Annotated in this window: 13 protein-coding genes; 4 read left to right on the plus strand and 9 right to left on the minus strand. The window is 45.4% G+C overall.

All coding sequences use genetic code 11. The features are described from left to right. The first annotated feature begins 414 nt into the window (after positions 1 to 414). A complete protein-coding gene (locus ABXS85_RS09630) occupies positions 415 to 1,563 on the plus strand; it encodes an IS256 family transposase (RefSeq protein ID WP_353666314.1) in 1,149 nt (382 codons plus the stop codon). A 33-nt stretch (positions 1,564 to 1,596) separates the two neighbouring features. Here the strand turns inward: ABXS85_RS09630 and ABXS85_RS09635 are convergent, their stop codons facing one another. The 7 genes from ABXS85_RS09635 to hutU form a co-directional block, all read right to left on the minus strand. Beyond that, positions 1,597 to 1,848, minus strand: a complete 252-nt coding sequence (locus ABXS85_RS09635) for a helix-turn-helix domain-containing protein (RefSeq protein ID WP_353666315.1) — start codon at positions 1,846 to 1,848, stop codon at positions 1,597 to 1,599. Further along, positions 1,845 to 1,982: a hypothetical protein gene (locus ABXS85_RS09640; protein ID WP_353666316.1), complete on the minus strand. Its 138-nt coding sequence runs from the start codon at positions 1,980 to 1,982 to the stop codon at positions 1,845 to 1,847. The genes ABXS85_RS09635 and ABXS85_RS09640 overlap by 4 nt, the downstream gene beginning before the upstream one ends. A 44-nt stretch (positions 1,983 to 2,026) precedes the next feature. Beyond that, positions 2,027 to 2,161 carry a hypothetical protein gene (locus ABXS85_RS09645; RefSeq protein ID WP_353666317.1) on the minus strand — a complete coding sequence of 45 codons (135 nt, stop codon included), beginning with the start codon at positions 2,159 to 2,161 and terminating at the stop codon, positions 2,027 to 2,029. Between the two features lie 249 nt (positions 2,162 to 2,410). Continuing rightward, positions 2,411 to 3,226: an N-formylglutamate deformylase gene (hutG, locus tag ABXS85_RS09650; protein WP_353666318.1), complete on the minus strand. Its 816-nt coding sequence runs from the start codon at positions 3,224 to 3,226 to the stop codon at positions 2,411 to 2,413. Next, complete coding sequence (gene hutI, locus ABXS85_RS09655; RefSeq protein ID WP_353666319.1) at positions 3,223 to 4,458, minus strand: imidazolonepropionase; 1,236 nt, start codon at positions 4,456 to 4,458, stop codon at positions 3,223 to 3,225. Before hutI ends, hutG begins: the two co-directional genes overlap by 4 nt. 40 nt (positions 4,459 to 4,498) lie before the next feature. Continuing rightward, positions 4,499 to 6,037 (minus strand): histidine ammonia-lyase, encoded by a 1,539-nt coding sequence (gene hutH / locus ABXS85_RS09660; RefSeq protein ID WP_353666320.1) that lies wholly within the window; start codon positions 6,035 to 6,037, stop codon positions 4,499 to 4,501. A gap of 12 nt (positions 6,038 to 6,049) precedes the next feature. Beyond that, positions 6,050 to 7,747, minus strand: coding sequence for a urocanate hydratase (gene hutU / locus ABXS85_RS09665; protein ID WP_353666321.1), 1,698 nt, complete (start codon positions 7,745 to 7,747; stop codon positions 6,050 to 6,052). Positions 7,748 to 8,019: 272 nt separating this feature from the next. Here hutU and ABXS85_RS09670 point away from each other — a divergent pair, with 272 nt between their 5' ends. After that, positions 8,020 to 9,405 carry a formimidoylglutamate deiminase gene (locus ABXS85_RS09670; protein WP_353666322.1) on the plus strand — a complete coding sequence of 462 codons (1,386 nt, stop codon included), beginning with the start codon at positions 8,020 to 8,022 and terminating at the stop codon, positions 9,403 to 9,405. A gap of 110 nt (positions 9,406 to 9,515) precedes the next feature. On the opposite strand, the gene hutC is transcribed toward ABXS85_RS09670, so the two are convergent. Further along, a complete protein-coding gene (hutC, locus tag ABXS85_RS09675; RefSeq protein ID WP_353666323.1) occupies positions 9,516 to 10,274 on the minus strand; it encodes a histidine utilization repressor in 759 nt (252 codons plus the stop codon). Between the two features lie 73 nt (positions 10,275 to 10,347). Then, complete coding sequence (locus tag ABXS85_RS09680) at positions 10,348 to 10,998, minus strand: cytochrome b/b6 domain-containing protein (RefSeq protein WP_353666324.1); 651 nt, start codon at positions 10,996 to 10,998, stop codon at positions 10,348 to 10,350. 163 nt (positions 10,999 to 11,161) lie between these two features. Between ABXS85_RS09680 and ABXS85_RS09685 the strand changes: the two genes are divergently transcribed. Both ABXS85_RS09685 and pepQ read left to right on the plus strand, forming a co-directional pair. Next, positions 11,162 to 12,220: an AraC family transcriptional regulator gene (locus ABXS85_RS09685; protein ID WP_353666325.1), complete on the plus strand. Its 1,059-nt coding sequence runs from the start codon at positions 11,162 to 11,164 to the stop codon at positions 12,218 to 12,220. 294 nt (positions 12,221 to 12,514) lie between these two features. Further along, the gene (gene pepQ, locus ABXS85_RS09690) at positions 12,515 to 13,813 is read left to right on the plus strand and encodes a Xaa-Pro dipeptidase (RefSeq protein ID WP_353666326.1); all 1,299 of its coding nucleotides are present in this window, start codon (positions 12,515 to 12,517) and stop codon (positions 13,811 to 13,813) included. The last annotated feature ends 297 nt before the right edge of the window (positions 13,814 to 14,110 follow it).

A 14,110-nucleotide genomic window follows, 5' to 3' on the forward strand; every position in this document is an offset into this window, starting at 1 on the left:
TCGTGCTTCCCATTATTGCGAAGCCAGACGCTCATAAAGGGTTTTCGACTCTTTTCTTAAGCCCGCTTGGGATGAGAGTCTACCGATTCACAGCAAAACCTTTCTCGGACAGACGCTTCAACACAGCTTCACAAGCATTTCTTAACCCATCTCGAAGCAAACGTACGGCTGGAGTAATCGACTGACGGCTGGGGCAAATCAACACTTAATAGGCCTTCCAGGACTTATCTGAGCAATATCCGTTAACCATGCAATGCCTTTAGCGCATGTTCAGGGTCGGCATCAACGATTTTGAGTAAGGCACGCATACCGTCCCAAGTAAGTGTGTCTACGGGGCGTTGAATTAGACGCCTCTCTTCCATTAAATTGATTTTGTTTCGACCAAAAAACAAGCAATTTAACAAAAGAGAGACTATGGATACTTTAAAACTAAACCCAGCACAGATTCAAGCTGCTGTTGATCAGCTTACCTTAGAGCCTGAAGGCTTTAACAAACTTATGGAAATTGCCTTAAATAGTTTGATGAAAGCAGAGCGCGAGGTGTACCTTGACAGTGCTGCGCAGGGGAATAAAGCAAACGGCTATCGATCCATCAACGGTTTTGGTATCGGTGATGCGTTGTCCCTTCAGATTCCAAGAGATCGTTTAGGCCACTTCAAACCGACACTACTCAACGTGATGCGAGACCAAAGCGATAGTCTCAATGAACTTTGCTTCGAGCTCTACGCCAAAGGGCTAACCACGCGAGATATAGAATCGATAACAAGCAGTATTTATGGTCAGCATCTCTCGAAGAGCCAGATCTCGCGTATTACGGGTAGTTTATCTGAAGCTATGCTAGCGTTCAGAGAGCGATCGTTAGCGGATTACTATCCGATCATCTACTTAGACGCGACTTACATAAAAACAAAGCGCGACCGAGTTTCAAGCGAAGCTTACTATGTTGCTTTGGCTGTTTTACCAGATATGACGCGAGAGGTAATAGGCATTTATAACGCTCCTACCGAATCAGCCTGTGTTTGGGGAGAAATTTGTGAGGATCTGAAACAAAGGGGACTTAAGCAATCAGACTTGTTTGTCATTGATAATCTAACAGGGTTAGATAGTACACTCGAACGTCATTTTGGCGCCTCTATTCAAAAGTGTGTATTGCATCTAAAGCGTTCAATACTAGCCAAAACAAAAAAGAGCCACCGTATTGAAATGGCAAACGATCTTGCCAACATCTTCCAGCTAGATAACACGGATGACACTCAAGAAGCCTTGATGAAGCGAGCAAAGCAGGTATATCATCGTTGGAGTCGGCATTATAGTCATCTCGGGATTTTCAATGCCCCAGATAGTTTACAATATTATGTTACTTATCTCGATTACGAGTTTGATATCCGCAATATGATCTACACGACAAATTGGATCGAGCGTCTGAACAAAAGCTTTAAAAGAACGATAAAAATCAGAAACTCTATGCCTAGTGTGGAGTCGGTTCTGACGCTTTTAAGCAAAGTAGCAATAGATTTAAACAGTGGAACCCGATTTAGAAAAAGCCACCTGTTTGATAAATAGAAAGGAATGAATCATTTTAAGGTAGAGACACACTTATTGGGACGGTACCAAGGCACGAGCTGGCCCTGTTGGCTGACGGCGGCCTTGTTCCCAATTCTCTAAAGTGCGTTTGCTGACCCCTAGCAAGCTAGCAAAGCGGCTTTGACTTAAACCGGTTTTAGTCCGAATCGCTTTTACTTCTGGTTCGGCAAATTCCGCGATGCGTGCTGCTGTGTTTTGGCCTTTTATGATGCCATCGGCTTGTTGCACGCTTTCAAGTAGTTCGTTAAACATATTGTCCTTCATAGCGACCACCTTTCCACTATTTGTTTTAAGGTTTTAATCTGTGCATTGGTTAAGTTTTCTTGTGTATTTTTCGAAAACGCATACAGCATATAAACTTGATCTTGACTGGTCATCCAGTAATAGATGATTCGCACACCGCCCCTTTTACCACGACCATCCAGTGACCAACGGACTTTCCTTAAACCGCCACTGTCTTAATTAAGACACCAAGATCAGGCTGAATCACCAAGGCTTCCTGTAATGCTTTATATTCGTCATCTGTCATTAATTCAGTGATGAGTTTGGTGAAAATAGAGGTTTCAATAATCACCATAGCATCACCAGATTATACGTCATTGACGTATATTGTCGATCATAATTTATACAGAAATAATAAAAAGTAGAAGACGCTAAGAAATAGCTTTTGAACATATAAGAATTCCTTTTCCTATAAATTTGAGTCTTTCACCATGACGCTCCATTCCCTTGGCGTCAAGAGAAATGAAAGCGAGTAAATCCTATGACCAAAAAATCCCCATATCGTTTTGCAACATGGGGATTCTCTGTAAGGAACAGAAAAAAATTAGAATTTTACCTGCAACAGACCTTCAATCACTTCCCTAAGCTGTTGTTGAATAAAGGGTAATTTATTTTGATCCAAGTGATAGTCGTTTTGCTGAGCAGCGATTTCGTCGAGGTAAGTGGCTTGGGACAGTTCCAGCTGAATGGCATGTATGCCGTTTTCTGGTTGACCAAAAGAACGAGTGATGTAGCCACCTTTAAAACGCCCATTCAGCACTTGCGTGTAATGTGGGCCAAGTAATTGCGTCAATAGACTGGGCAATTGTATATCGCAGGATTCACCGTCATTTGTACCCCAATTGAAGTCCGGTAATTGCCCTTCAAACAGCATGGGCACCTGAGACGCAATACTGTGCGCATCAAACAAAATAGCGTAACCAAATTTGTCTTTAAGGCGTTCTAGTTCGTTACTAATGGTGTCATGGTAAGGTCGCCAAATCTGTTCTTTACAGGCGAGTCGATGGGCATCAGAAGGCGTTTTTCCCGTTTGAAAAATCGGCTCATCGGTGAACAAAATATCAGGAAATAAGCCCGTGGTTTTGCTGCTATACAAGGGTTTGTCATCATAAGGGCGATTCAAATCGATCACATAGCGAGAGTAATTGGCCTTAATAGAGCCCACACCTAACTCAGCTAAGTCGCCATACAATTCAGGAATATACCAGTCCGTATCCGGTAATTTGGCGGCTTTCTCTGTCAAACCTGCTGCCACTTCTGGGGTTAGATTGAGACCAGAATGGGGCATGCTGACCAATAGTGGCGAATCGCCTGCGTGAAAATCAAAAGGCGATGGAATGCTGGAATTCTCTAAACTCATGTGATGTTACCCTGCTGAATACGGTGTTTAAGCAACTGACCTCCCAACCAATAGCACAGCTCTCCCGGGCTTTCCACATCCCAACAGACAAAATCCGCCACCTTGCCAACTTCTAGACTGCCGTGGGATGCGGACAACCCAAGGGCTTGCGCAGCATGAAGTGTCGCACCTGCTAAAGCTTCCTCTGGTGTTAACGCAAACAAGGTACAAGCCATGTTCATCATCAAGCGTAAGGACAAAGCCGGAGAGGTACCGGGGTTCGCATCCGTAGCAATGGCCATAGGAACCGCATTCTTACGTAGCCAATCAATCGGCGGTTTTTGTGTTTCTTTCAGGGTGTAAAAAGCACCGGGTAACAACACCGCTACCGTGCCCGCTTGCGCCATGGCTTTGACATCCGCTTCCTCAATGAACTCAATATGATCCGCCGACAACGCCTGAAAGGATGCGGCCATGCGAGTACCGCCTTGTGAAGTAAGCTGCTCAGCATGTATCTTCACTGGCAAACCTAAAGCCTTGGCTCGTTGAAAGTAGCGTGAGACTTGCTCAGGGCTGAAGGCTATACCTTCACAAAAAGCGTCCACAGCATCCGCCATGCCTAACTTGGCGATTTCTGGCAACACCTCGTCACACAGATAATCTATGTAAGCGTCTTTGTTATCAAACTCAGGTGGCATGGCATGGGCAGCCAAACAAGTACGTTGAATATGAATCGGCAACTCTTCACCCAATTCACTGGCCACACGCAGCATTTTTAGCTCGCTTTCTAGGGATAAACCATAGCCAGATTTGATCTCGACCGTGGTCACGCCATCTTGCATAAGGCTCTGAATTCGACGCTTAGCAGAAGTGAAAAGTTGCGCTTGCGTTGCCTTTCGCGTGGCATTAACCGATGCAGCAATGCCACCACCTTGAGCGGCAATTTCTTGATAAGAGACACCATTGAGGCGCTGCTCAAACTCCCCAGCACGATTGCCACCAAACACCAAATGAGTATGACAATCGATTAAACCGGGGGTCACCCAGCCACCCGCAAAATCATGCTCTTGCAAAGCCTCGTAAGCAGGTAAATCCGCCTCTTGACCCAACCAGACGATACGACCATTCTTAACACCAATGACGGCATCCTCAATAACGCTGTATCGTCCTTGTTGCATGGTCGCCGCATGCGCACCATACCAAAGACTATCGAAGCGGATTGGCGTATTTGCCGAATGGCCAGTCTGACTCATCTTCTTCCTCTTTTCTCTCGTTAACGGGCGTATCGCTCAATTAGCCGTCAAGACTCGGCAATAAGCCTACAGGCATCATGCTGTTGTGAGAGGCTTCTTGCAGTAACGCATTGGCTTTCTCAATGTCAGGCGCAAAGTATCTGTCTTTATCGTAAAACGGCACTCTAGCGCGCAACGCAGCACGAGCTTGCTCTAGTGGCTCGCTGGTTTTAAGTGGCTTACGGAAGTCCAAACCTTGCACGGCAGACAAAATTTCCACCGCCAAAATGCCTCGCGTGTTTTCCGCCATGTCTTTTAAACGACGAGCCGCAAAGGTCGCCATGGAAACGTGGTCTTCTTGGTTAGCAGACGTGGGTAAACTGTCCACCGACCCCGGATGCGCGTAGGTTTTGTTTTCGCTGGCCAAGGCCGCTGCAGTGACTTGCGCAATCATAAAGCCTGAGTTAACGCCTCCATTGTCTACCAAGAAAGGTGGTAATTTACTCAAGTTACTGTCAATCAACAAAGCCATACGGCGCTCGGACAAGCTACCGATTTCAGCAATGGCCAACGCCAGATTGTCTGCCGCCATGGCTACGGGTTCCGCATGGAAGTTACCTCCTGAAATGATGTCACCTTGCTCAGCAAATACCAAAGGATTGTCCGACACAGAATTGGCTTCAACACACAAGGATTTCGCCGCGTTGCGGATTTGCTCCAAACATGCCCCCATCACTTGTGGCTGACAACGCAAAGAATAAGGGTCTTGCACCTTCTCACAATCTTGATGTGAATCTCCCAACTCACTGCTTTCACCCAATAAATGTCGATAAGCGGCTGCCGCGTCTATTTGTGTTTGATGACCACGCACTTGATGAATACGTGCATCAAATGGACTGCGACTGCCCAACGCCGCTTCGACAGATAAAGCACCACAGGTGATGGCGGAAGCGAATAAGTCTTCCGCTGCAAACAAGCCTTCTAGAGCAAAGGCCGTCGATGCTTGAGTGCCATTCAATAATGCCAAACCTTCTTTTGGCGCTAGGGTAATGGGCGACAAACCTGCCACGGCCAAAGCCGCTTGTCCTGAGATAATCTCACCGCGATAACGGGCTTGGCCTTCGCCTAATAAAATCGTACTCATGTGCGCCAAAGGCGCTAAGTCACCCGATGCCCCCACCGAGCCTTTCTTCGGAATACAAGGGTAGACTTCCTTGTTAATCAAGGTAATCAATGCTTGGATCACTTCCAAACGAATACCGGAAAAACCGCGAGCTAAGCTGTTCACTTTCAGCGCCATGATCAGCTTAACCGTGTCATCGTCCATCAGCTCACCTATGCCCGCCGCATGAGATAATACGATACTGCGCTGTAGCTCCTCGAGATCATCCGCCGCAATGCGCGTATTGGCCAACAAGCCAAATCCGGTATTAATGCCGTAAACCGTTCTGTCTTCGGCGATTACATCGTTCACCACCTGTGTGCTGGCGTGAATGGCCGGAATGGCGGCTTCATCAAGGCTTAACTTAACCTGTTGACGACGAATGTGACGTAAATCACTCAAACTCAGTTGGCCAGGCTTAATAGTCAGTTCAAACATGCTGTTTCTCTCTTAATGTGATTTTTCGCCAGTGATCATAGGCAAGTTCAAATTTTGTTCATGGGCACATTCTATCGCAATGTCGTAACCTGCATCCGCGTGACGCATCACACCAGTGGCCGGATCATTGGTCAAGACGCGCGCGATTCGCTCTGCGGCCTCGTCACTGCCGTCACACACTATCACCATGCCTGAATGTTGAGAAAAGCCCATCCCTACGCCACCCCCATGATGCAATGACACCCAAGTCGCGCCAGAAGCGGTATTCAACAAGGCGTTCAACAAAGGCCAATCGGATACCGCATCCGAGCCATCTTGCATGCCTTCTGTTTCACGGTTTGGACTAGCTACAGAACCAGAATCCAGATGATCGCGACCGATGACAATAGGCGTAGACAACTCGCCTGATCGCACCATTTCATTGAAGGCCAAACCTAATTTGGCACGCTGCCCAAGACCAACCCAACAAATACGCGCTGGCAAACCTTGGAATTGAATACGTTCACGCGCCATGTCTAACCATTGATGAAGATGCGCATCGTCGGCAATCAATTCTTTTACCTTAGCATCGGTTTTGTAAATGTCTTCTGGGTCACCAGATAATGCCGCCCAACGGAAGGGCCCAATACCACGGCAAAATAATGGTCGAATGTACGCTGGCACAAAACCCGGGAAATCAAAGGCATTGTCGACCCCTTCTTCCATCGCCATTTGACGAATATTGTTACCGTAATCAAAAGTAGGAATGCCCACTTGCTGGAAGGCCAACATGGCTTTTACATGTTCTGCCATGGATTGTTTGGCAGCTTTTACCACGGCTTGAGGTTCGGTTTGTGATTTTTCGCGGTAGGTTTCCCAGCTCATGCCTAATGGTAAATAGCCATTTAATGGGTCGTGTGCGGAGGTTTGATCTGTCACCATGTCTGGACGAACACCGCGTTTTACCATTTCCGGCAAAATCTCAGCCGCATTGCCACACAAGGCAATGGAGATGGCTTTGCCTTCTGCAGTGTATTTCTTGATACGCGCTAGGGCATCATCCAAATCGTCCGCTTGTTCATCCACATAACGTGTGCGCAGACGGAAATCGATGCGACTTTGCTGACATTCAATGTTCAATGAACACGCCCCTGCCAAGGTCGCCGCCAATGGCTGAGCACCGCCCATCCCGCCCAGACCCGCGGTCAATACCCAACGGCCCGTTAAGTCGCCGTTATAATGTTGGCGTCCGGCCTCAACAAAGGTTTCATAGGTTCCTTGCACTATGCCTTGGCTGCCAATATAAATCCACGAACCTGCAGTCATTTGGCCGTACATAGCAAGGCCCTTGGCATCCAATTCATTGAAGTGCTCCCAATTAGCCCAGTGCGGCACGAGATTGGAATTGGCAATTAAGACACGCGGTGCATTGCTGTGAGTTTTGAACACGCCAACGGGTTTACCAGATTGCACCAATAAGGTTTCGTCTTCTTCTAGCTGAGTCAAAGATTCCACTATCTTGTCATAGCATTCCCAGTCACGAGCAGCACGGCCAATGCCGCCATACACCACTAACTCTTCTGGGTTTTCGGCGACATCTGGATCCAAATTATTCATCAACATGCGCATTGGCGCTTCAGTCAACCAAGACTTAGCGGTGAGTTTTGTTCCTGTTGCGGCTTTTACCACACCAGCGCGGTAACGCTTTGCTGTATTGCTAGAGTGAGACATTTCAACCACCTCATTTATGCCATGTATTTACTGCCTTTTCATCGGCAGATTTTAAGTAAGATATCGACAATCAATTTAAATGTATATACAACTTAAAATCTAAAATAGTGATCTAAAGAATAATATGCAAGGATTTTTTATCATTTATAGAGATTTTTCAGAGGATTATATTGGATGAAAAACAAAACTTGTATATACAAAAATTCTATAGAATACTTACTCCACTATTCGAATCTTTGGTTTTGTGCTGAGCTTTGTTAAAGGAAAGGTAGATGAATATCAACAAACAGCGTCAAATCTTCTTTGCCAAACAAGCTTGGTTAGCCACAGGTTGGCAAGAAAATGTCTTGTTTCATGTTGAAAACGGCATGATCACTGAATTGGCCATCAATCAAATGGCTACTGCCGACAGTCTGGTGTTATCTGGCCCAGTGTTGCCCAGCATGCCAAACCTACACTCCCATGCTTTTCAGCGCGTCATGGCAGGCATGGCAGAAGTCAGTTTGAACCCTAATGACAGCTTCTGGAGCTGGCGTGACTTAATGTATAAGGTGGTGCAAAAACTGACGCCAGAGGATGTCCGAATCATCGCTACTCAGTTGTACATAGACTTACTCAAAGCCGGATACACGCAGATTGCAGAATTCCATTATTTGCACCATCAGGTGGGCGGTAAGCCTTACCAAGATACAGCCGAGATGTCGCACCAGATGATCCAAGCCGCTAATGATGCTGGTATCGGCATCACGTTACTGCCCGTACTCTATAGCCATTCTGGTTTTGGTGGGCAAGCGGCGAACAATGGCCAAGCTCGATTTATCCACTCCACAGAGGATTATCTCCAACTCTTTGCGAGTTGTGAACAAGCCCTACAAGATCAGCCCTTACATAAGCTTGGTGTGTGTTTTCATTCCTTGAGAGCCGTCACCAAGGTACAAATTGAAACCGTACTGGACGCGATTAAAAGCGCATGCCCGATTCACATTCACATTGCTGAACAGCAAAAAGAAGTGAGGGATTGTTTGGCTTGGAGTAGCCAACGTCCAGTGCAATGGTTGCACAATGAAATTGGCTTTGATGCGCGTTGGTGCTTGGTACACGCCACCCATTTAGATTCACAGGAAATACAGACCATTGCTCAGCAAAAGGCCGTAGCTGGCTTGTGTCCTACTACGGAAGCCAATCTTGGCGATGGTATTTTCCCCGCCACAGAGTTTGAACAAGCCAATGGTCGCTGGGGAATCGGCTCAGACAGCCATGTAAGTTTGTCGCTGGTAGAAGAATTGCGCACCTTGGAATACTCCCAACGCTTGCGTGATCAGCAACGCAATCGTCTTCATCGCCCTTCTCAAGCACGCATTGGTGATAATCTGTATCAACAAGCCTTATTGGGTGGAAATCAGGCCTGCCAAGTATCCATTGGCTTACAAGAACATCATCGCGCCGACTTTATTGTGCTGGACGAAAATGCGCCATTTGTTGCCGCCAGCCAAGCCAAAGACTTGCTCAACCGCTGGTTATTTGCCTGCAATGACAATCTAATCAAAGATGTCTATGTGGCAGGCAATGCGGTAATCAAAGACTTTCATCATGCCGAAGAAGAGCAACACAAAGCGGACTTCATTAAGGTGGTCAAAAAGGTCATGTATGACAGCTAACATCAAGCAGGACTTTATTGTGTTCGAACAAGCAGACTTACATACAGCCTCTTAATTCCATACAAGCCCTTAATAAAGACAGCTTAGGCGGTAAAGGTGAATTCTTCGGGTTAACGGCCAAAGTGACCAAACAACTGGAAACGAGAGCCAGGATGCAGTAAACGGGCTACCGTGACAATATCGTCATCCGACCAAGTACGGCGTTTAATTTGTAGACAAGGCTCTTGTGCAGATATTTGCAGGCGTTGGCACTCTTCGGCACTCGGCAAAATGGCTTCTACCAAATGTTCCCCTTCTGTCATGGGCGCCACTCTCATCAAATATTCGTAAGAAGTATGTGCGACAAAATCTTGTTGATCGTACTCAGGGGCCAACCTAGCATTGACGATGCGCTCTTCAATCTGAATCGGCAAATCGTTTTCATAATGCAGCACAACGGAGCGAAAAATACAGTGGTTGGTACGAACCCCTAAACTTACGGCCTCTTCAACACTGGCCTTTGTCGACTCCAATACCAAGAGTTCAGACTTGTGTTGATGTCCACGGGCTGCAATTTCTTCGGCAATATTATGAACTTCAAACAAAGCAGAATGCGCTTTCTTTTCCGCCACAAAAGTGCCTAGCCCTTGATGTCGAACCAAAAAGCCTTCCGCTGTCAGCTCACGCAAAGCACGATTGACCGTCATGCGACTCACACCCAATGCTTTAACCACCTCCAATTCGGAAGGAACACGCTGGTTAACCGGCCATTCTCCAGAGGTGATTTTCTGCATAATGGCCTGCTTTAGCTTGGCATAAATAGGCTGTGACGCATTAGGCAAATCGTTAAAAAGATTCGCGACATTGATCCTAGTTACTGGCTCAGACACAAAAAAATCCGTTACTATTTGAAAGTGTGTAAATTATACCGTTAGTCAATCGAAACAAACAATTACCCCATACTTATATCGGCATTAGCCACAAAGCTGCCAACCAACACAGCCCCATGGCTAAGGAAAAAATGACACCCCAACGAGGAGTTTGCGCTGGTATACCCTGTTGTTTCTTTATACCCCGCACCATGCCTTCAATAAGACGCTCATTGAGACGAATTTCATGATACAAGACCGCCAAAATATGAATCGCAACCAAGCCTAATAAATAGTCTGGCAAAGTATGGTGAATCGAGACTAGAAAGCTGGCCGTGTCTTCTGACACTAAACCATTGAAAGGGCCGAACCAAAAAATATCATCACTGGAAAATAGACCACTTACCCACTGCACCGTCAAAGTCACTAGCAAGGCAATCACCATGAGGGCTCCCAAAGGATTGTGACCAAGGTAATGCAAAGGTTTGCCAATGATCAAAGATTTAGCGAAGTGCCAAACCACTTTAGGACCTCGCAAAAATTGACTAAAGAGCGCATAGCGAGAACCATAAAAACCATACAAAACCCTCGCGATCACTAAGCTAGAAAGACCATAGCCAAAATAGAAATGGTATTGCATGTAATCCTCTTCCGCTTTGCCCGTTACAATCAAACCCGTAAATAACACCACCAATAACCAGTGAAAGATCCTTATTGGCCAATCCCATACCAGTGTCGATTTCATCTTCATCCCCTGCCCGTTTGAAAATCGTTTTTTACTTGTCATCTAGGTTACATAACCACTATGCTTCAAAAGTGTGATCTAAGAAAGGCTCGAACAAGTCTGCTGGCTTCATAAGACTTATTCGCACCTTACTTATAAAGACAACTATGACGAAGTAAGTTCAATGATGATACTGATTTTATTAGTAATTCTTAGCCTATTAGCAGGTTCATTGATATACACCAAGCTATTCAGTGGACGTTTTTTTAAACGGCATCACCTGTTAGTAGAATCCGCCCAAGAAGACTTAATTGAACATTTACAAGATTTGAGTAACTGGACAGATTGGTTACCTTGGTTGCTATTCGACAAATCTGCGAAGATAACATTCGAATACGCGAATCCTTTATCACCACTAGCTTCATGCTTAGTTTGGCAAGGCAAATTAATTCAATCAGGCTGCGTCTATTTAGAAGCCAGTCGGCACAATGCACCTTATTTTCACTGCTTAATTGAAGCGCCTGCTTTCTACCCAAGCGACCTTCACTTCAATATCGATGTTACTAAGCAAAAACAAGGCACCCTAATCAGTTTTCAGGTGACAGGCAAATTGCCTTTCTGGCGTCGTTGGCAACAGGCGGATTATGCCATTCGCGCTGACAAGGACGCGGAGCTGGCGATGCTATTATTACATCAGCATTTACAGCAAAGCACCTTATCGACAAGTTTTGCAGAGCAAGTAAAACCTTCGTCTGAGGTAATGACGCAGCCCATCTTTGATTTTTTAGGCACCACCCAATTAACCAACCTAGATGCTGTAACACGACCCTTTACCGTCAACCATCAACCCATGTCACAAAAAATGGATCAAGGCTTTCATGAATTGATCACCGCATTAGGGCCAGAAAATCCTCCTGCAGGCCCCAGCTTTGCTTTATACCGACAGGTTGATCTTGCTCATCATGTATTTACCGGTAGATTGGGCATTCCCGTGCAAAATATGGTGCCCTGTGAATTGTGTCCGGAACGAATCACACTCAAGGGCAACTATTTAACCTTACGCTATACTGGGCGCTATCAATTCTTATCTGTAGCCTGGCATGTTTTATACAGTTACATGCGCCTGAGCAAGATCAAGCCTCGTCGTCATCATGAAGGTCTTGAGATATTTGAAACAGGTCCAAATCAAGCCGATCAACCCAAAGACTATGTCACTAAAATTTGCCTCCCTGTTAAATCATAGAAAGATTACGTCCTAAAAAAGTGTTGAAAAAATAACTCTAATGACATTCAGCCCTTTAACCCAGTTGAAAACATCAGCCTATTCGCTTTAGTATCCAAATAGATTGCTCTTGTTGTGCCTCTTTGCAATTTGCCTTGACCAAAAAACACCTCAAAGCAAAAACAAACGCCAGAAACATCAGCTTTATCTTCCCCCTGACCGTTACGACAAGGCTCAATGGATGATTTCCCATGTCGTGTTTAAATTATCGAATGTTGAACCGTTCGCAGCTTCGTTTAACGACAAGAGTTTGCTATGACAACACTATATAAAAATCACATTGACACCTTGTGTGCTCGCTATGAAGCGGCCATGCAGCATTTCGCATTAGATGCCATTGTAATAGCATCAGGGAACAAGACTTATTACTTCCAGGACGATCACAGTCATCCATTCCACGCCTACTCCGGAGCTCAACAATGGCTTCCCTTTAACCTAGGCGCCGAAACCTTCATCGTGCTAAAGCTGGGTCAAACACCAGAATTAATTTGGCCTGTCCGTGACGATTTTTGGCACGCAGCCAATCCTATACCTGAGGGCGATTGGCAATCCTCATGGCAACTTACCCCCTGTCGAAAAACAGACAATTGGCACCTGGATTTGCCCGCCAAAACCGCTTGGCTTGGCCCAAACAAACTCGTGTCCATTCCAATATGTGAAGGATTACAAGCCTATGTGGACTTTGATAAAGCGATAAAAACGGATTTTGAGATTCATGCCATGGAACAAGCATCCAACGCTGCTGTAGCAGGTCATTTGGCTGCCCATCAAGCATTTCTTGAAGGTAAAAGTGAATTGGATATTTATCTCGCCTTTTTGTCTGCTAGCCAACAATCGTCCTCACAAGAACCCTATCCTGGGATAGTGGGTTTAAACCAACATGCAGCAGTATTGCATTACGAACACAAAAGCACCCAAGCCCTTGAAAATTCTCGTACCTTATTGATCGATGCTGGGGCCAGTTGTCACGGGTACGCCAGTGACATCACTCGCACCCACACACGACATCAAGATGATTTTGCCGCCCTTATCACCAGTCTGGACGAACTGGAACAGTCACTTTGCCAACAGGCTATCAGTGGTGTTGCTTTTCGTGATCTGCATCAAACAACATTATTAGGCATAGCCGCCTTGTTACAACAACATGATATTTGCTCTTTAAGCATTGAAGAGCAACTGGCAAAACGCATTCCCCAAGTATTTTTTCCACACGGTTTAGGTCATTTATTGGGATTGCAAGTACATGATGTGGGCGGTCATCAACAGGATAAATCTGGTACCCTACGCCAACCTGATGACGCCGCGCCATTTTTACGCCTCACTCGCTCTTTGCAAGACAATATGGTGATTACCATTGAACCTGGCCTGTATTTCATTCCCATTTTGTTAGAAAAAATGCAGGCCGAGATAAAGCAACATGGCTGTAACCTAAAGCGTATTAAAGACTTCTTACCTTATGGCGGAATCCGTATCGAAGATAATATACAGGTCAAAAGGAACACTTCTATAAACCTCACCCGCGACGCTTTTGACCGTATAAACAAACCCAACTAATGCCTTTAAATTGAGCAGCCTGCACCTCTTCAAAGAACAAAATTGGTGCAAGGCTGTGAAATTCAAAATACGGGGAAATCGACGACAATTCGTTAATTTACATTATCTTTTTAGTCAAGATTAATATGATGCAGAGTTCTATATTGAGTCATAAAATCCAAAAAATAACCAAATTGGTGCAAAAAATAAAAAGACTCAATTTATTAAATGTTTAGAATCTTCTATCTTTTACTCAAGTTTCAGTCAAAGAATCTAGATAAATGTTTAGTAACTAGCAAATAAAACTAAACTTCTATC

The sequence above is a fragment of the Marinomonas sp. THO17 genome, from assembly GCF_040436405.1.
GTDB lineage: Bacteria > Pseudomonadota > Gammaproteobacteria > Pseudomonadales > Marinomonadaceae > Marinomonas.